This is a genomic window from Sulfurisphaera javensis, assembly GCF_041154675.1.
Lineage (GTDB): Archaea > Thermoproteota > Thermoprotei_A > Sulfolobales > Sulfolobaceae > Sulfurisphaera > Sulfurisphaera javensis.
The window spans coordinates 1,872,913-1,891,378 of the sequence record NZ_AP031322.1 but is presented as its reverse complement, the minus strand read 5'-3'; the positions used below and the strand labels follow the sequence as shown (position 1 = coordinate 1,891,378).

The following is an 18,466-nucleotide window of genomic DNA, read 5'->3' as shown; positions in this document are numbered from 1 at the left end:
TACACCTTCATTATATTTTATAGAAAGACGATATAAATGAATTTTCGCAGGAGTCTCTGCACGTTATTTTCCATTTATGTACAAACTAATTCTAAATTTTCTTATCCATTTATGATTTGCAATATATAACTTTTCACTCTCACTAGCAGAGGGAAATTAAACATCAATTTTTGCAAACTCACATTACGCTTGAAAGAAATAAAAGAAGAATAATTTAATTTTAAGGAATTACCTTTATTTGCATTAGAATATTATTTAATAAACCTAAATTTTCTTGACTGATTTTTGTTATTTACCATTTCATCTATTCTTTTGAAAAAGTTTAAAAACATAAAGTAAATATTTTGCATAGATAATTTATGGCATTAGAAGTTGGTCAATCTGCGTTAGAATCTGTATTAAAGGTCTTGGAATACTATCTTATATAGGAAATACTATATATCAAATAACACAACAAGAGCAATGTGTAACAAACTATGCTGGAAATCTAATTAATAAGTACCTTGGTTCAAATGAGGTATATGCTATTTATCCATCTCTTATTTCGCCCTATGAGTTTAGTGCTAGTGCTGTTAACCCAAATACGGGTTCTATGAGAAGTTACTTTAATGATATTAATCATATTGTTAGACACGGGATTTTGGTAAGAACTAGCCGTGGTGATAAAACATTTCTTGTATTTATTGGAGGGTATGATGAAGGATGGGCAAATTCTGTTTACTCAGTAAGAATTTATAATGGTGGAAATGCGTATAAGGCTAAGTTTACCTCCTCAATAGCTCCTAAAATATTTAATTCTAACTCTGGTTTAGTTGTTATACCTACGACAGCCGAGGGCAACCAATATTGGATTAACTTTAGAGATCCAGTTCATCAAGTTTGTAGAAATATTCAATTAAATCAAGCGGGCGAAGAGATTGAAGAATTAGTTTATGAATCGGTTTGGCAAAGGATAGTGCAAGTATTTATGCAAGCACCTCAAGAGTTTTCTAAATTAATAAATGTAGTAACATTCGCAGGCATAATGAATTATGTGCTGCAAATACAAGCATATTTATTAACTTCTTTCGATTTTATTGCAAAACATAACGGAACTATAACCTATAATGCTACTTCTAATTATTGGATATTAAATCCATCAATATCCAACTATTTAAGATCAATTAGTGATATGCCACCCTCTATGACTCTAGGTTTTAATTTTTTGAGAAAACTAGAAGATATGTTTAGCATGCCTACTATACTTGCCTTGCCTAATAAACCTATGACATTGGATTATACAAGTGAACCTTCATTTAATTTTGTTATTCAGTTAGCATCTCAAGTACAAAATGGTTTATCCAATTTCCCTATTATTATTGGTGCTCCAGTTTTAGGTTCTGAAATGTGTACTACTGAGTGTGACGATTCTCAGGCTTTAATTGGTTTTGTCAGTAAACAATTATTACCAGAACTTCCTGCCCCCGGTAGTTGGAGTGAATATCAATACAAGGCTGATTTAATGGTTCCTCCACCCCGCTCTTACTCATGGGATGATATTGTAGCTTGGGCACAAGCTCAAGGTCAAGATGTTTCGGCTTTAAATATTGCTGCTGATGCTGTAGCTGTTATTCAATCTGCTCTGGAAAAAGTTGCTCAAGAAACTGGATCTACTGTTGAGGAATGGGAAGTGGTTGGTCAAGATATAGAGATTGGTGCTGAAACTGTTGAAAAAGGAGTTGAAAATGTAGCGACAGAAATATACAATATGGTTAAAGGCCTTTTCTGATTTCATATGTATCTCACAGTGTTGTCTTTTAGGCATAAATTTATGACGTTAGTTATCTCTAGTAGAAATGAAAATTTATGTAAGCTAAACATTAAGAAAGTTATAGAAATAATTCAGATCCTAATGATGACACTGTGTGTCTGACATTTTTCCCATTTTTTAAATAAATAGGGAGGGTTAAACTATTGTATCTTTCTATTTTTATAACTACTTTTTTCTTGTTTAATTTCAGGGAGAGAACATATATTTCCAAGTTTTATTGTAATTGTTTTACATAATCATTTCAATCTTTTCTAGATATTCCTCAGCCTTAACAAAATTAGCTCCACCCTTTTTCATTGCTTCAAATAGCTGTGGTGAAAGGAAATGAAGTTCTAAAGGGAACCACCAAGGGTAACCAAACTTTTCCATTTCTTTTATGACTTCGTCTTGTATTTCAGCTTGTAGTCCAGCCTTTAATCTTTGTTCAGTCACTATAGCAACATCTATATCACTTGAGACAGTATATTTTCCTTCAATCACGGATCCAAAGAAATAAACTTCTCCTCTTATTCCGTATCTAGATAAGACGCGGAGAAGGCTCTCATACAAAAGTTTAGCATAAGTGTCGAAGGAAGATAGGATCTTTATTTTTTCCCTAGCAAATTCAATGTATATTTCTTCTGCTTTCTTCATTTTCTAACAAAGAAAATATCTCATTAAGAATATTTAAGCACTCATTTCCATCATTTTTGTCATAATCAATATCCCCATACCTAGCGTCCGTATAACTTCTTTCCAAATCCGATATAAGTTTCCTTTTTCCCTCCACATACTCTCTGATTTGTTCATTGTTTGTGTACTTGTAAACGTAAGAAAGTAGGTCCCTAATTGAGTGTGTTCTTGGAATGAAACCTAAGTATCTGAGTACGAAGGCTTTAAGTCTTAATTGAATAGCTTGTTCAGCGTAAAAGCAAGTAAAATCATAATATCCTTCTTCAAAAGATCTTGTTGCATCTTCCTTAAATTTTTGGGCTCTTCTAAGCAATCTATTCACTTCTTCAATACTCACATAAAAAAACTGTTTTCAGTAAATTTATTTTTCATCACCATCTCAAGCCGCCCATCGTTCATCATTCTCATTAAGATTTTAACAAAAGTCTTAAAAAGGTTAGTTATAATGTTATTATTGGGCCCGTAGCTTAGCTTGGTAGAGCGCCCGGCTGATAACACTCCCGGCAGAGACCGGGAGGTCGTGGGTTCAAGTCCCACCGGGCCCATATGAAAGTTTTTAATAACTCTTACAAAAACTCTTTACCTATGGTTAGTTCAATAATTTTGTTTGCCTTTTTAATCCCTGGAATGATTTTCTCATATACATTATCCTCTAGCTCCTTATATGTTTCACATAATCAATATTTCTATTATAATGATAGTATACTTATGAAATGGGAGGATACTCATTTTAATATGACAGTTTTTAATAATCTCACTGTAACTACTATATCGCCAAAATTGCCTCCTTATCACAATGTCTCGGTTAGTAGTTATAATGTTCTGACATATTATGATATTTACTATTCTCCCTATTATTTACCTATTATAGCTGTGCTTTCGAATTTCAGTATCATAAATTATCCAGTTAATGTTAATGGTAGTAATGTAACTGTACCTGCAATAAAGTTTTATGATAATGGTGGAGGATATATGATAGTCTCTGCTCAATATGGTTTTCCGATATCAGTTTACAATAAAACGTTTGAAAATGGAATTAAGTTTAATTTCAGTGTGAGACTTAATTATATTCAATCTCCTTCACCTTTAAATTTTGTTAAATCTTCAAATCTTTATAAAGTGAAATTGAATTTCTTAATTGGTACTGAACATAAATATGAAGAAGTATATGTTATTTCTCCTTCCTCTTCTTTTGCATATGGCAATATTAAATTGGGGAATCAAACTTTTCCTGCCTTAAATATTTCTGCTCATGGGTATGTTGCTGTTATTCTACCCATAAGTGAATTTCCATATATTGAGCCTAGTGGCAATATCTATGTGAATGGTAGCATTTATTCTATTTTACTTCAACAATTGTCTTCTGACGGATATTTCTATTGGAGTACTACTTATGAATATCAGAATAAATCTTTTCCGTTTATAGGCGCAATGATAGGTCACTATTATGTTATGTTTTTCCCTGAAGGTGGCGATATATCTATAATATTTATTAATAGTGGAGGTGAAATAGTTGGTGTAACGTATACTACTCCAGTAGACTTTTCTCAGTATATCCTTATAGGTGGTATATCAATAGCGGTTATTTTAGTTATTGTTGCTGTGCTTAAAAAACGAGGAGTTTTTTGATTTCGTATGGTGTTGTCGCTACTGGAATTCCAGATTCATGCAATGCCTTAATTTTACTTTCGAAAGTTCCCATTCCCATATAAACTACTGCTCCGGCATGTCCCATTCTTTTTTCTTTAGGTGCAGTCATCCCAGCAATATATGCTACAATTTTCTTCTTAATTAATCCTTCTTTTTTCATTTTTGCTACTCTTTCTTCCATTGTACCTCCTATCTCACCTATCATTATTATGCTTTCTGTTTCTGGATCTTCTTCAAACATCTTAACTACTTCAACCAAACTAGTACCGACTATTGGATCTCCTCCTATACCAATTACCGTTGATTGCCCTAGTTCTTTAACCATTTCAGCAACCTCATATGTTAATGTACCAGATCTTGAAACGATACCAATTTTTCCTTTCTTGAAAGGTCTAGGGGGAAATATTCCTACTAAACTTTCTTCCGGAACTATAATTCCTGGGCAATTAGGGCCTATTATCCTTGAACCTTTCTGTTTAGCATATTTTACAACTTTTAACATATCTAAGACTGGAATATGCTCAGTTATTACAACAATTAGTTTAATACCACCATCTATTGCCTCATAAATTGCATCTGGTGCGAATTTAGCTGGGACAAAAACTATACTAGCATCTATTTCGTGTTCTTTTAATGCATCTTCAACAGTATCATATACTGGAACCCCATGAACTTCAGTTCCTCCTTTCCCTGGGCTAGTTCCTGCTACTATTTTTGTACCATAAGTTAACATTTGCTTTGTATGGAAAGACCCTTCTTTACCAGTAATTCCTTGAACCAGTACTCTAGAATTTCTATTTATGAGCGTAAAGCATCACCTATACAACTTAATGCATCTGTATAATAAGGTATACCCTTTTCTTGAAGGATCTTCCTTCCAGCTTCTTCATTAGTTCCAACTAGCCTAACATAAATTGGTTTTTTCACTTTATCATAAGCTTCAATTATTCCTAATGCAACTTCATCACATCTAGTTATTCCACCATAAATATTCATTATGATTTTCCTAACCTTTGAATTTGAGCCAATTTTTAAAATTGCTTCCTTTACTTTTTCTCTATCGGCTCCTCCGCCTACATCATAAAAATCAGCTGGGTTTCCTCCCATTAATTTCACCATATCCATAGTAGCCATAGTTAATCCAGCACCATTACCAATTATTCCAATGTCTCCATCAAGTTCGACATACGCTTCCTTACTAGGTGATCTTCCGATCTTTTCAATTATATCTTGATGCTTAAAGAGTGCATTGTCCTCTAGAATGACCTTCGAATCTAAGGCATAAATCCTTCCGTCAATAGTTATAGCTAAGGGATTTATCTCAGCTAATTCAGCATCATACTCTGTAACTAATTTATATAATCCTTTTATTACTGGTTCTAGACCTTTTACATTTAGATATTTTTCAATTTTTATCACATCATACGATCTAACCCCTCTTTCTATGGGAATTTGGAAAATTCTAACGTTCTTGCTGCTTTCAATATCTATTCCTCCTTCTGGAGAAGCTACTATTATTGGTTCAGCTGAGTCTCTATCTATTAAGGCTGATAAGTAGATCTCTTTCTCATGTGGAATAAACTCTTCAACTAAGAACTTATTTATTCCTAAGCTCATTAACTCTTTTATTGTCTCCTCTACATTGTCAGTTACTCTAACTAATCCTCTTTTTCCTCTACCACCTTCAAGTAATTGTGATTTTACTACAGCTTTTCCCTCCCATTTTATCGGTTTGTCTGTAACAATACCTCTTGGAACTGGGATTCCGACTTGTTTAAAAAGTTCTTTACCCTCATATTCGTAAAGTTTCAACTTTTCACCACATGTTTATAATATGCACACAAATCTTTAAATATGCAACTATTGCATTTAGGTTTACTAAAGCAATAAGTTTTACCAATAGTTACTATACCAGCATGTAAGAGTTTTAGTTTATATACGTCGTCATGTATAGTATTCTCTACAATTTTTTTAGCTTCTTGTTTACTTATTTCTTCACCTAAAAGTCTGCTTAAAATTCTAGATGCATAAGTGGAACGTGGGAAAACTGGGAGATTAGCTACAAAAAGTTGCAAGGCTTCAGCTGTCTCATCTCCAATTCCTTCAATATCTTTAAGTGCCTTTTCATCTTTTAGGAGGTTCTCAAGGCCTTTTTCTTTGACTATAACAGCTAATTTCTTTAATCTTCTAGCTTTAGTCTTATAAAAATTAATTCCTTTAATAAGTTCTTCTATTTCATTTTCAGATAATTCTGCTATTTTATCTAGTCTATTGAGGTTTAACTCTCTTAGCTTTTCGATAGTTTTCTTAACTATTTCCCATTTTGTCATTTGTACTAAGATAGATGAAATTAGAATTTCATCAGCTGTTTTTAAATTATCCCACCATTCATAAGAATTCACATCAGTAACAATCCAACCAGCTTTTCTTAATAACTCTTTATTTTTTTCAAAAGCATCTAAAAGTTTGAAAATAAGATCATCAGCACGCAGTGACGTCTTCATCTTATCAGGGTGCGCTCGTTTCATCATAGTTCATTCAAAATTATATCTACTAACTTTTTAGTACCTATTTCAAAATCTTTAGGCTCAGAAACTTTATCAATTGCATTAATTAAAACTTCTTCATTTTCCCATGTTGATGGATCATCAAGGAACTTTGCCCCTAGTATGTTGGCATAAAGCCTACTATCTTCTTTGGTAGCTGCATAAATCCAATCTTTGTTATAAACAATTATTGTAGGTTTTTTATACATAACTACTGATTCCATAGCTGTTTTACCTTGATGAGTAATAATTATTCTTGCTTTGGCTATCCATTTTTCTAAGTCTGGGTCAAAGGAAAAGAACTTCCAATTAGGTTTTTTCTTTTGATACTCTTCTGGGTTGATTTTCCCAGTTTGAACTACTACGTTCTCAAGATCTAATCTAACTAGAACGTCGAAGAGCCTTTTAAACCCTTGACTTCCAGTAGTTACTAGAATATACTCACCTTTTTCAGTATTGTACTTTGGCTTTTCAACTATAGGACCAACTACAATCCCTTTATTAGGATAAAGTTTAAGCTGTTCTTTCCAATGAAGAAATACTCCTTTTCCAAAATACGAAATTAGTTGGATTGCCTTACCTCTAGTTATTATTCTATCTTGACTTTCTATTCCATAAATCTTTGCCCCTTTTATAAATTGAACAAAGGAAGGAAACAAAGAATGATTTGACCCTGTTGCTATAACAACTTTGTATTTTTCTATTTTTGAGGACTGTTTTATTATCTTAATAAGGTTTTTAACTAACTGAAAGTTTCCCTCATTAGGTTCCTTACCTTTCTTCACATAGTAAATTTTTCTAGCGTAGTCTTTTATCATACTTTCGCTATTCCTATCCCCTTCTGGTATAACAAAATCTGGCTTAAATGGAAGATACTCAGCAATAGCTCTTCCAAATCCTGTATGTCCTCCCCCGCTCGCAATTATAAGTAAATCTGACACTAAAACTATTTTATTTTGTTAGATAAAAATGCCTATCATGGAAGAATACAAAAACGTCTGGCTTAAGGCTGGTATTATATATGCCTTAAATTTGGCCTCTCAAGGTTATAAACCAGTAGAAGTTGGATTAGGGGAAAGAGATTTTTACGTTGATGTCGAGAGCGATTTAACATTTACATTAGATGAGGCAAAAAAGTTCGCTACATATAATCAATACTCTTATCAGCTTAAGGATGGCTACATAGAATTTAAAGGAAATAAAATTAGAATAATAGGAGAGCCTTCTAATGTTGAGCCAAAATATTTTGAGATACTCAATATCTCAGTTCATCACCCTTTACCGAATGTGCAATATATAAGAATAAGGGGAGTAGGTTTTGAAAGCAAAGAAGAACTAGATAAATATCTTAAATGGTTAGAAGAGGTTTCAGAATATGATCATAGAATATTAGGAGAGAAACTTGATTTATTTAGTTTTCCAGATGAAACGGCACCAGGTTTAGTTCTCTTTCACGCAAAAGGACAAATAATAAGAAAAGAGTTAATCAAATTTATGGAAGAAATAAACGAAAGCATGGGATATCAAGAAGTTTATACTGCAGAAATTTATAGAACTTTACTATGGAAGATTAGTGGTCATTATGATTATTATAGAGATAAAATGGTCTTATTTAAAATGGAGGATGAGGAATTAGGATTAAAACCTATGAATTGTCCTGCTCATATTTTAATCTACAAGAGCAAGACCAGAAGTTATAAGGATTTACCAATAAGGTTTTCAGAGTTTGGTTTGGTTTTCAGATGGGAGAAAAGAGGAGAACTTTATGGACTATTAAGAGTTAGAGGATTTGTACAAGACGATGGTCACATTTTCCTAACTGAAGATCAAATAAAAGACGAAGTAAAAATGTTAGTAAGGAAGACTTTAGATGTTCTTTCAATATTTGGTTTTAAAGGTGATGATGTAAGAATTAATCTTAGCACAAGGCCAGATGAGAGCATTGGAAGTGATGAATTGTGGAATAAGGCAACCTCAGCTTTAACTTCAGCTTTAGAGGAACTAGGAATTAGATATATCGTAAAAGAGAAGGAAGGAGCATTTTATGGTCCTAAGATAGATTTCGATATCAGGGATAGTCTAGGTAGATGGTGGCAATTATCTACTATACAAGTTGACTTTAATCTTCCAGAAAGATTCAAATTAGAGTACATTGATAAGGATGGTAATAGAAAAAGACCAGTTATGATACATAGGGCTATTTACGGTTCAATAGAAAGATTTATGGCAATTTTACTAGAACATTTTAGAGGTAAATTGCCAACTTGGATATCTCCAATTCAAGTTAGAATTTTGCCAATAAGTAAGGATGTAGAAGATTATGCCCAAAATGTCTTAGCGAAATTAAAAGAGAATAAGATAAGGGCTGAACTTGATATGTCAGATGAAACTCTATCTAAGAGAATAAAGAAAGCTTATGATGAAGGTGTTCCTTACATGATAATACTTGGGAGAAAAGAAAGAGAAGAAGGAAAGGTTACTGTTAGAGGTAGAAATAATGTAGAAATAAGAGGAGTGAGGTTTGAGGATTTCCTGCGAGCTTTATTGGAAGAGATAAGAAATAGAGATTTGAACCAGAGTGCATTAAGTAAATTGAAATGATAGTTTACGGATTGTATAATAGTCCTTTCGGACCAATTACAGTTGCAAGAAATGAGAAAGGTTTCGTTTTATTAGATTTTTGTGATTGTGCTGAAAGAGATCTTCTTGATAACAGTTATTTTACTGATTTCTTTCATAAACTAGATTTATACTTTGAAGGAAAAAAGGTAGACTTGACAGAACCAGTTGATTTGAAGACGTTTAACGATTTTAGAGTGAGAGTATTTAAAGAAGTTATGAAGATAAAATGGGGTGAAGTAAGGACTTATAAGCAAGTTGCTGATGCTGTGAAATCTTCTCCTAGGGCAATTGGTGTTGCTTTATCAAAAAATAATATTCTGCTAATTATTCCTTGTCATAGGGTTATAGGCGAAAAAGATATAGGAGGTTATTCAAGAGGGATAGAATTAAAAAAGAAATTACTAGAATTAGAAGGTATAGACATAGAAAAAATTCTTAAGAAAAAATAGAATAATTATGGCATTTGAAAAAACTTATTAATATTTAGATGTTTAGTATTTCAATGAAAGCTGTTATTTTAGCTGGTGGTTTTGGGAAAAGATTAAGACCTCTTACTGATGACAAACCAAAACCTCTTGTTGAGATTGCTGGAAAACCTATTCTTGAATGGCAAATTATTTGGCTTAAATCATTTGGTATTTCTTCTTTTTTCATCCTTGCAGGTTATAGGAAAGATGTCTTAATAGAATGGGTATCTAAAAACCAGGAAAGATTAGGAGTTTCAATAGCTATAATGACTGAAGAAGAACCTTTAGGTACTGGTGGTGCTATAAAAAGGTTAAAAGATTTTATCAGCGAGGAATTTATAGTAACTAATGGTGATATATTAACTAACTTAGATGTAAGTAGAATTAAGCTTAATGAATGCATTGTTGGAATAGCTCTTGTTCCTCTAAGAAGTCCTTATGGTGTAGTACAAATCGATAAAGATGGAAAAGTAACTAGATTTGTGGAAAAACCAATACTCAAAGAGTATTGGATAAATGCTGGAGTGTATTTAATGAAGCCAGAAATTTTTGAATACTTACCAGAAAAAGGAGATATCGAAAAAACAACATTCCCTTTGCTAGCTGAAAAAGGTTTACTTAAAGGAGTTACGTTTGAGAATGTTTATTGGAGATCAATAGATACGATAAAAGATTATGAAGAAGCCTCAGTAGAAATACCAGAAATTTTTAAGAAAGTATAACCTCGACATCATCCTCACTTTTTGACCATTTTTTCAACGCTTCCTCAAATCCCAAGTCTCTTACGTCCTTAAAGAATTTTCTTCTTATTTCCCTTATAACGTCTTCACAATCTATAGGAACGTTTTCCTCAATTACTTCAAAAGCAAGTTCTACTAAATCTATTTCTTTTTGAGATTCCATGTTATTAATAGCGTTTAAAAATAGGAGACTAAAATGAAAATAACAAATCACACTCTTAAATGTAAATAATCTTCGAATGCTGTTGCAAAAAACTTATATGCCGAAAGGTCTTAATATTTAATGCCGCGGTAGCTCAGCCTGGCTAGAGCGTTGCCCTGGTAAGATTCTAAAGTTCCTGAAAGGCAAAGGTCCCGGGTTCAAATCCCGGCCGCGGCTTTACACATTTTATGGTCAACAGTATACAAACCTTAGATATAATTATAGTGTAAAATATGCAAATTAATTTTTATTTTGTATTAATTCTAAGCATAATGGTTTTTCTTTATTTTCTAGAAAATAGACTTCATTATCTGGATGAATTTCATATCCTTGTGATCTTATATAGTTAATAAGTTCAGCCAAGATTTATATGTCATCTAAGTTAACCAAGAAATCTATATCTAATGTGATTTCTGGTGGCGCATAAAAAATTTCTTGCATATCTTCCTATCAACGCGTATTCTGGGTAAAATTTCTTAATTATTCTTATTACTTTCCTCAAGGTTTAGCAGATTTTCTATTCCATACTATTTCACTGATAATTAAAGATAATAATACATAATCGAATTTAGTTAGATTTGTTTCTTTATCGAGATAGAAGTTTATATAGTTATCAATTTCTTCGTTAGATACTTTAAGCATGCTAACAAAATCTAGTAACTCTTTATATTTTTCCTAGGTTCTCTATTCTTCCAATGTAAAATCTTCTTTATTTCTTTAACTCTTTATCCCACATACTTACATAATTTCCTTTAATTTGCAGTTTCATAAGATATACTATAAAAATATAGTAATAAAAAATATAAGATTAATTTTTCCCTTATCTTTCTCTAATTCTGCTTTCTACACCAAGAAAGTAAAATATTAATGATATAATAGCAACAATCAGACTGCTGAAATAGAAATTAATAATGGACAAAGCACCTACACCTCCTATATAAGTCATAAATAAAAGAAACGCTATGTATCCTATGTACCATAAAGAATTTACTATATTTTCTTTAATTTTGTAAATTACAGAGAAAATTACACTAGCTACAGTTAATAATAATACTGAATATGGTACTGAAGGCCATCCGCTCCAAAAGATTATTAAGGATGCAAAAATGAAAGCTAAAGGAGATATAATATCAGTCCCGGGAATTATTTCCTTTATCTTCCCTTCCCTTTTTAATGATGTAAGTGAAACTGGTGATGCAGCAAATGCAATATAACCAGCAACTACTGAATCTTCTATTAATCCATAAATTGTTGGAATTGGGGCAGAAAGATAGGAAACTAATGCTCCTATGACTACGAAGACAATCAATGCCCAGAAAGGAACCGAATATTCATTTAGCTCTTTCATTTTCTCTGTAATAAGTTTCGACCTAGCCATAGCAAATAAAACTCTCATTCCACCGCCAACATATATATAACCAGTAACGAAAGGTCCGATAATTCCAATTATAACTGTTAATATAAGAAGTGATGAAACGTTATAAGTCGAGGCTATTGATATGAATGGATTTCCAGGAATATTAGATAAGTCTGCCCAGTTACCCGGAGTAATACTAATCTTATTCCAGTCAATAGATAAGACAAATGCTAATGAAAAGAGAATGTAAAATAACGTTTGTCCAATGACAGTATATATTATTGCTTTGTCAAGCGTCTTATAGTCTTTAGTCTCTTCAGCATAATCTGGTAGAACTCTAATTCCTCCAAAGGCGAACATCGCTAATGGGATTGCAGAAAATATTCCTAAGAAGCCAAATGGTGCAAATCCTCCATAAGCTGTTAGATTTTGTAGATGAGTGAATAAAAGTATGAATCCTAAACCGACAGCAAGATACAATATAAGCTTTATAATTCCTATAACAGTAGTTGACTTTCCGAAAAATTTTACAGAATAATAATTAAAGGGAACAAAAAGTAACATAATTATAACACCTATTATTCCACCTAAAGTAGTAGGGATACCTTGAGAGTTTATCAGTAGATTATTGGTAAAGAAATTAAGACCGTAAACTACTGCTAATGCCTCTATTGGAGGTACAAAAAGGTACCAAATTAAGCTAGAGAATGCATTAATAACATTAGTAACTTTTCCGTGAGAGTATAAAGGATATCTAGCTGGCCCACCAGCCTCTGGAAAATTTATACTTAATTCAACATATGTTAATCCTATAAAGAAATAAAAAATTCCTCCTAAAATCCAAGAAATAACTAGTGCTGGTCCGGCATTTGAAGCCATACCAGCAGAGCTGAATAATGCTCCGGTACCTACAGCGCCAGAAATTCCAATTATAACTAGGTTTAATAGTGATAATTCTTTACGAAGAGATTCTTTTCCCCTATCCATAACATTTTATATTGCTAACTTATATTAATTCTTTGGTCTGTAGAATTAAATAGTTTTTAAAAAAAGCTCAAAATATATGAACAAGTTAAGCTTTGTATTTACTTTACATATTTGAAACAAGAATACAATTTTAAATATATTATACTTATTTATGTTTTATAATGAAATTTGTATAGAACATTCAAGGCAAGATATTCATTACTAACTTTAATTCATTATATAAGATTTTTATTATCAAAAATTACAAATAATTGCAAAACTAATATCTTTACATTTTATGAATTTAAATCTTTTGCCTTTATTCAGTTATACAAAATTTCATTAAACTTTGTTAAATTAGATTATACATATGAAGAACATTGTTATTATTGGCGGCGGAATTGGAGGAATGGGAGTAGCGACTACTTTAGCTCAAAAGTTAAAAAATGTGAATATCACTGTAATAAATAAGGAAGCTTTTTATTTTGCAGGTCCTAGTAGACCATTACTATTAACTAATGAACAAAAATACAGAAGAATAATTAGAGGATACGAAGAAGTTGGAAAACTTGGGATAAATGTTGTAGTAGGTAATGTTTACAAAATCGATCCAGATAATAGAAAAGTTTATCTTAGTGATACTACATTTAATACTCAAAAAGAAATTTCATACGATTATTTAGTTCTTTCACCTGGTATTGTGTTTGATGGTTCAAAAATATCTGGTTATGATAAATTCTGGTGGAAAAATGCAACTGTCTATGACCCTGGAAGAGTAAATGTATTAAAAGAAAGATTATGGACAGCTGAAAAAGGCACTGTAATAATTTATGCTCCTAAAGCTCCTTACAGATGTGCACCAGCTCCAACTGAAACTGCAATGTTAGCTCATACAATCCTTTCATATAGAGGTGTAAGGGATAAATTTAAGATTATACATATAGACGCTAATGATAAAACACAACCTCCAGTTATTGCTGATATTGTTAAGCAGATTTATGAGAAGGCTGGAATAGAGTTAGTTACAAATCAAGAGATTACTGAAATAGGAGAGAATTATGTAGTTACTAAATCTGGTGAGAAATATAATTATGACATATTAGCTATGTTAGAACCAAACAGAGTTCCAAAATTCATTGAGGAGGCTGGTTTAGGAGCACCATTTGCTGATGTTAGGAGTCCTCAAGATTTAAGGACACCAAAGTATGATGATATTTTAGTAGTAGGTGATGCTGCAAAATTACCCTTCCCTAAGAACCAAGAGATTGCTTTTGAAAGCTCACAATTTGCTGCAAATAAAATCTTAGAAATGGAGGGAGTAAGTGAAAAAGTTCCAGTACAATATGCGTTTGTTGGTTGGGCATATGTAGGAAACCTTGAAGGCAAGTTAGATACTTATAGTTTGCAATTCCAGTTAGATTTAACAAAACAGCCACCGGCTGCTGCAAAAGATCCAGTTATGAAAAGAGATTACACTCTACAAAAAGATAATTGGGAACAAGCTTATCTTAACAAGTTATTTAATTATAAAGCTATTGAATAGAGAAAAGATATTTTTTTGTGTAAATCCTTAGTTCTTTTAATTTCATATTGTTTATATTGCTGATTATTTCTTCTACTTTTTGTCTGTCTATAGGATTTAAGAACTTGTAAATGTTTTCACTTTCTTCTTTCCCTTTCTTTGTCAGTCTTACAATTCCTTTCTTAGTTTGGATAAATTGATTTTTTGCTAACATCTGTAATCTAGACTCAATTCTATAGCTATATATGAAGTAAGTTTTTCCCCATCTGAAGATAAAGAGAGGTTCTTGCACTTGGAACTTTTTACTTAAATAGTCATAGATAAAGAAGGAGATTACAAATAGTTTATACTTATGCATTTCTTCCTTTAAGGAAAGGAAAATCAAATTATCAACGGTAAAATCATAATTTGTAGCTTTTTCTTCTACAAATTTTTCTCCATGAGAGGCAATATATTTAAGCAGATAGTATGCTGATTCACAAGAGTTATATTTTTCTATTTCTTCTATAGCTTCATTTATTAGTTGTAGAATTTTCTGCATTTACTCTTTCCTCTAACTCTATTATACTTAAAATTATACCCGCGTGGGGAAATGAATGGGGGAAATTGCCTCTTGCTTCACAAGTATCTTTATCTATATGCTCTCCAAGTAACTTGAGAGAATTACTACACTTATCAAGTCTTTCTATTAATTTTATAGCTTTCTCTATTTCGCCTAACCTTATATAAACTCTAGCCATCCATGGAGTAACCAAGCTAAATGGGTGAACAACATTTCCTAGAAAATCTTTTTTGTATCTCAAATATAAACCATCAGATATTTTTAATTCATTTTCTATTCTTTCAAGAGTGTTTAAAAATATTTTATCAGAAGCATCAATAAATCCGTAAATTGGTAATGTTAGTAATGCTGAATCAATCTCATCTCCACCATAATACCTTACAAAACTACCGTTTCTTACACCATTTATCAGTATATCATTCTTTATTTCTTTAGCTACTTCTTTCCAGTCATCAGAATCTTTTCTATAGCCTAAAGCTTCAGCAAGCTTTGCAGCTCTATCTAAGGCTACCCAAGACATTACTTTAGTATGAACATAATGTCTAGTTACTCCCCTCTCTTCCCAAATGTCTGTACTTGGATCTCTCCAGGATGATTTTACCCATGTGGCAATAGCTTCGATTGCCCAATAATTTCTATCCACATAATCATCATCTTGTGTTTCTTTGTAATATTCGTACAATGTATGCATAAATGCACCTTCAACATCCATTTGAATTTGCAAATATGCAGCATTTCCTACCCTAACTGGTTTACTATTTTTAAAACCACTTAACCAATCAAGGTTCTCTTCAGCGGGTGGAGGAGTACCATCAATAGTGTAAAATGGATGGTCAAAGCTTTTAGATGAGGGATCTATCACACTTATAAGAAAATCTAAAGATCTTCTTGCTTCAGTTATTAATTCAGCTTTTACTAAGGCTTCAGTAGCATAAGAAGCATCTCTTATCCAAACATACCGATAATCCCAATTTCTTTCCATCCCTATTATTTCTGGTAAAGAAGTTGTAGGCGAAGCAATAATTCCTCCAGAGGGCCTATACAAGAGTCCTAAAATTACTGACAAAGAACGATAATAAATATTCTTAAATTTATCAATTTTATTAAGCTTTCTAGCTTTATTTAATTCTTTTTCATTAAATGTAATAAGCTTTGAGAAAGCTTCATAAGGCCTAGAGTACACAAAACCTTTTTGGCTAAATAAACCATATCTTAAATCTTTTGAATATAGAAGATATAAATATCCTTTACCAGGTTTAATTAAGATTTTGTAGGGGCTAATTATTTCATAATTACCATAAATTAGTAATTCGACCCCTTCTTTAGACAATGGATTCCTAAAAATTATGCCATCTTTCACTATTTCTGTCCCAGAATTTATCAAACCATAATTAAATACAGGAATTATGTTTACATCAAGTGGAATTTCAGTATCATAAAGTCTAATAATTGCTGGTAAGGACAAAGGTAAAAAATCTATTATTGTGCTTGTCAAATTTCCTTTTTTAAAAGTGGTTTTTAACACTAGTGAATATCCAATATACTCTTCTTGAATCTTTTCAAAATCTATAGGTTTAATTGAGAAGTAGCCTCCTTTCTCAGCGTCTAATATTCTAGTAAAAATAGATTGAGAATCAAATCTAGGTACTGGGAACCACTCAATACTCCCTTCAGTCTCTAAGGCAGAGGTTATTCCGTTAGATAAGAATGCATAATTCACGAAGCATAATTACGCTAAAAACTTTATAAATATAAGCGTAAAAATTTTCATATGTTTTCTGTCGCCATTAACACACAAACACCACCAATTAGATTTAGGTATACTTATAGGGATCTTGTCGATAAATATGGCTTCTTACAATTTCCAATAGATGTTTCTCTTTTAGACCCTTCGGATTACTATGTCTCTGTTGGCGGAGTAGCTAAAATGATGCTTTCGTTAAGTAAAAAGTTTAAAAAAGTGAGATGGGTTTCATTAGGGCCAGGTTATCCACCTGAAATAAAGTTTAAAGATTTAGAAATTTACTTTGTTGACTTAAATCCAAAAGATCTTCAAGGTTACACTCGATTTAAGGAAGGAATATATAACGAGGCGCATGGAATATATAAGTATGAAATTCAACCAGAAGATTATATTGCATATGCAACTTATAATTGGCTTTCAGCTCAAAAGCTCTTAGAATTTTTTAAAGATACTGATATTTATTTTATAAATGATTTTCAACAACTTTTGATTGGAGGAATAATAGGACCTTCAGCTCCAGCAGTCTTATGGTATCATATTCCTTTTGTTCCGGAATATCTATCACCTAAAGTAAGGGAATTTCTAATTAGAACTTTTGAGGGATTTGATGGAGTAGTTGTTAGTACTAAAAGGGATTTAGAGGGAATGCTTAGAGTAGGAATGAAAGGTAGGGTAAAACAAATTTACCCATTTATAGATCCTAATGAATATAAGAGGGCTTCAAGGCAAGAAGTTGAGAAAGTAAAAGAAAAATATGGGATCAGAGACGAAAAGATAGTTACTGTTGTAGCTAGAATGGATCCTATGAAAAGTCAAGATATAGCTATTCAAGCTATGAAATACATAGAAAATGCGAAATTGCTTTTAGTTGGAAATGGAAGTTTCACAAGTGGTGCTTTAGGAACTGGAAAAGCTAACTCTTGGGCTAAAAAGTTACAAAGTTTAGCTAATGAAATAGGGGTAAGGGATAAGGTTATTTTTACTGGCTATATACCAGATGAGGATCTTTATGCAATATATGAAGCTTCTGATGTAATTGTTCTACCATCTAATATCGAAGGGTTTGGATTAACAGTATGTGAAGGTTGGGTGTATGGTAAGCCTGCAATTGTAAGTAATGGTGCTGGAGTGAGCGAATTAGTTATCGACGGTGGAAATGGATATGTTTTTAAGAGAGGAGATCCTAAGGATTTAGCAGAAAAAATAAATATTGTATTAAAAGATCCAGAAAAGTACTCATTAGGAAGAGATACTATTAAAAAATGTTCTGTTGATTCTAGTTATGAATTTATAAAAGAAATATTTGTGGATACAATGAAAGATTATGGAAAAATTTAACTTAGATCATTGGGGGAGTATTCTAGTTTTATTTGCCTTCAGTAGGTTTTATTGTTATTGTACCAGAATCTTCATCAACTTGTAAAATATATTTAGTACCATGTTTTTCTATCATAGACTTCGGTATATATAGATTTAATGGCAATGTATAGTACTCATACTCATAGGTCTTCCCCCTCACAGTCTTTTTCCCTACTAATCTTTTTGCTTCTACTACTCTCTCTTTCATAAGATGAAATATTACTTCTGTCTTTTTAAACCTTATTCC

Annotated in this window: 19 protein-coding genes and 2 tRNA genes; 9 read left to right on the top strand and 12 right to left on the bottom strand. The window is 32.0% G+C overall.

The window, feature by feature from the left end:
• The first annotated feature begins 640 nt into the window (after positions 1 to 640).
• Complete coding sequence (locus ACAM25_RS10465; protein ID WP_369609672.1) at positions 641 to 1,768, top strand: hypothetical protein; 1,128 nt, start codon at positions 641 to 643, stop codon at positions 1,766 to 1,768.
• 270 nt (positions 1,769 to 2,038) lie between these two features.
• On the opposite strand, the gene ACAM25_RS10460 is transcribed toward ACAM25_RS10465, so the two are convergent.
• Both ACAM25_RS10460 and ACAM25_RS10455 read right to left on the bottom strand, forming a co-directional pair.
• Positions 2,039 to 2,443: a nucleotidyltransferase domain-containing protein gene (locus tag ACAM25_RS10460; RefSeq protein ID WP_369609671.1), complete on the bottom strand. Its 405-nt coding sequence runs from the start codon at positions 2,441 to 2,443 to the stop codon at positions 2,039 to 2,041.
• Positions 2,415 to 2,819 carry a HEPN domain-containing protein gene (locus ACAM25_RS10455; protein ID WP_369609670.1) on the bottom strand — a complete coding sequence of 135 codons (405 nt, stop codon included), beginning with the start codon at positions 2,817 to 2,819 and terminating at the stop codon, positions 2,415 to 2,417. Before ACAM25_RS10455 ends, ACAM25_RS10460 begins: the two co-directional genes overlap by 29 nt.
• 119 nt (positions 2,820 to 2,938) lie before the next feature.
• Here ACAM25_RS10455 and ACAM25_RS10450 point away from each other — a divergent pair.
• Together ACAM25_RS10450 and ACAM25_RS10445 are read left to right on the top strand one after the other, a co-directional pair.
• Positions 2,939 to 3,027: transfer RNA gene (locus ACAM25_RS10450), tRNA-Ile, on the top strand.
• Positions 3,028 to 3,067: 40 nt separating this feature from the next.
• Positions 3,068 to 4,111 carry a hypothetical protein gene (locus ACAM25_RS10445; protein WP_369609669.1) on the top strand — a complete coding sequence of 348 codons (1,044 nt, stop codon included), beginning with the start codon at positions 3,068 to 3,070 and terminating at the stop codon, positions 4,109 to 4,111.
• Here ACAM25_RS10445 and sucD read toward each other — a convergent pair.
• Genes sucD through ACAM25_RS10425 form a run of 4 tightly spaced genes read right to left on the bottom strand, consistent with a single transcriptional unit; the run spans position 4,089 to position 7,619 of the window.
• Entirely contained in the window at positions 4,089 to 4,934 is an 846-nt protein-coding gene (gene sucD / locus ACAM25_RS10440) for a succinate--CoA ligase subunit alpha (RefSeq protein ID WP_369611661.1), read from the bottom strand. The genes ACAM25_RS10445 and sucD overlap by 23 nt on opposite strands.
• Positions 4,931 to 5,944: an ATP-grasp domain-containing protein gene (locus ACAM25_RS10435; protein ID WP_369609668.1), complete on the bottom strand. Its 1,014-nt coding sequence runs from the start codon at positions 5,942 to 5,944 to the stop codon at positions 4,931 to 4,933. Before ACAM25_RS10435 ends, sucD begins: the two co-directional genes overlap by 4 nt.
• On the bottom strand, positions 5,941 to 6,636 hold the full coding sequence (locus tag ACAM25_RS10430) for an endonuclease III domain-containing protein (protein ID WP_369609667.1): 696 nt from the start codon (positions 6,634 to 6,636) through the stop codon (positions 5,941 to 5,943). The genes ACAM25_RS10435 and ACAM25_RS10430 overlap by 4 nt, the downstream gene beginning before the upstream one ends.
• A gap of 23 nt (positions 6,637 to 6,659) precedes the next feature.
• Positions 6,660 to 7,619 carry a glycosyltransferase gene (locus ACAM25_RS10425; protein WP_369609666.1) on the bottom strand — a complete coding sequence of 320 codons (960 nt, stop codon included), beginning with the start codon at positions 7,617 to 7,619 and terminating at the stop codon, positions 6,660 to 6,662.
• Between the two features lie 37 nt (positions 7,620 to 7,656).
• Between ACAM25_RS10425 and thrS the strand changes: the two genes are divergently transcribed.
• From thrS to ACAM25_RS10410, 3 genes are read left to right on the top strand one after another with little or no spacing between them, the layout of a single operon-like run.
• The gene (gene thrS, locus ACAM25_RS10420) at positions 7,657 to 9,279 is read left to right on the top strand and encodes a threonine--tRNA ligase (protein WP_369609665.1); all 1,623 of its coding nucleotides are present in this window, start codon (positions 7,657 to 7,659) and stop codon (positions 9,277 to 9,279) included.
• Positions 9,276 to 9,749, top strand: coding sequence for a methylated-DNA--[protein]-cysteine S-methyltransferase (locus ACAM25_RS10415; RefSeq protein ID WP_369609664.1), 474 nt, complete (start codon positions 9,276 to 9,278; stop codon positions 9,747 to 9,749). The genes thrS and ACAM25_RS10415 overlap by 4 nt, the downstream gene beginning before the upstream one ends.
• Before the next feature lie 53 nt (positions 9,750 to 9,802).
• Positions 9,803 to 10,489: an NDP-sugar synthase gene (locus tag ACAM25_RS10410; RefSeq protein ID WP_369609663.1), complete on the top strand. Its 687-nt coding sequence runs from the start codon at positions 9,803 to 9,805 to the stop codon at positions 10,487 to 10,489.
• On the opposite strand, the gene ACAM25_RS10405 is transcribed toward ACAM25_RS10410, so the two are convergent.
• Complete coding sequence (locus tag ACAM25_RS10405) at positions 10,476 to 10,670, bottom strand: hypothetical protein (RefSeq protein WP_369609662.1); 195 nt, start codon at positions 10,668 to 10,670, stop codon at positions 10,476 to 10,478. The two genes, ACAM25_RS10410 and ACAM25_RS10405, sit on opposite strands and share 14 nt — an antisense overlap.
• Before the next feature lie 122 nt (positions 10,671 to 10,792).
• Here ACAM25_RS10405 and ACAM25_RS10400 point away from each other — a divergent pair.
• Positions 10,793 to 10,886, top strand: a tRNA-Thr gene (locus ACAM25_RS10400).
• Positions 10,887 to 11,207: 321 nt separating this feature from the next.
• On the opposite strand, the gene ACAM25_RS10395 is transcribed toward ACAM25_RS10400, so the two are convergent.
• Both ACAM25_RS10395 and ACAM25_RS10390 read right to left on the bottom strand, forming a co-directional pair.
• On the bottom strand, positions 11,208 to 11,351 hold the full coding sequence (locus ACAM25_RS10395) for a hypothetical protein (protein ID WP_369609661.1): 144 nt from the start codon (positions 11,349 to 11,351) through the stop codon (positions 11,208 to 11,210).
• Positions 11,352 to 11,529: 178 nt separating this feature from the next.
• Complete coding sequence (locus tag ACAM25_RS10390; RefSeq protein WP_369609660.1) at positions 11,530 to 13,053, bottom strand: APC family permease; 1,524 nt, start codon at positions 13,051 to 13,053, stop codon at positions 11,530 to 11,532.
• A gap of 349 nt (positions 13,054 to 13,402) precedes the next feature.
• Here ACAM25_RS10390 and ACAM25_RS10385 point away from each other — a divergent pair, with 349 nt between their 5' ends.
• Positions 13,403 to 14,575 carry an FAD-dependent oxidoreductase gene (locus ACAM25_RS10385; RefSeq protein ID WP_369609659.1) on the top strand — a complete coding sequence of 391 codons (1,173 nt, stop codon included), beginning with the start codon at positions 13,403 to 13,405 and terminating at the stop codon, positions 14,573 to 14,575.
• Here the strand turns inward: ACAM25_RS10385 and ACAM25_RS10380 are convergent.
• Positions 14,565 to 15,095 carry a hypothetical protein gene (locus ACAM25_RS10380; protein ID WP_369609658.1) on the bottom strand — a complete coding sequence of 177 codons (531 nt, stop codon included), beginning with the start codon at positions 15,093 to 15,095 and terminating at the stop codon, positions 14,565 to 14,567. The genes ACAM25_RS10385 and ACAM25_RS10380 overlap by 11 nt on opposite strands.
• The gene (gene treH2 / locus ACAM25_RS10375; protein WP_369609657.1) at positions 15,067 to 16,836 is read right to left on the bottom strand and encodes an alpha,alpha-trehalase TreH2; all 1,770 of its coding nucleotides are present in this window, start codon (positions 16,834 to 16,836) and stop codon (positions 15,067 to 15,069) included. The genes ACAM25_RS10380 and treH2 overlap by 29 nt, the downstream gene beginning before the upstream one ends.
• Before the next feature lie 51 nt (positions 16,837 to 16,887).
• On the opposite strand from treH2, the gene ACAM25_RS10370 reads away from it, so the two are divergent.
• Positions 16,888 to 18,198, top strand: coding sequence for a glycosyltransferase family 4 protein (locus ACAM25_RS10370; protein ID WP_369609656.1), 1,311 nt, complete (start codon positions 16,888 to 16,890; stop codon positions 18,196 to 18,198).
• A gap of 28 nt (positions 18,199 to 18,226) precedes the next feature.
• Here ACAM25_RS10370 and ACAM25_RS10365 read toward each other — a convergent pair whose 3' ends face one another.
• Entirely contained in the window at positions 18,227 to 18,427 is a 201-nt protein-coding gene (locus ACAM25_RS10365; RefSeq protein WP_369609655.1) for a hypothetical protein, read from the bottom strand.
• Between the last annotated feature and the right edge of the window lie 39 nt (positions 18,428 to 18,466).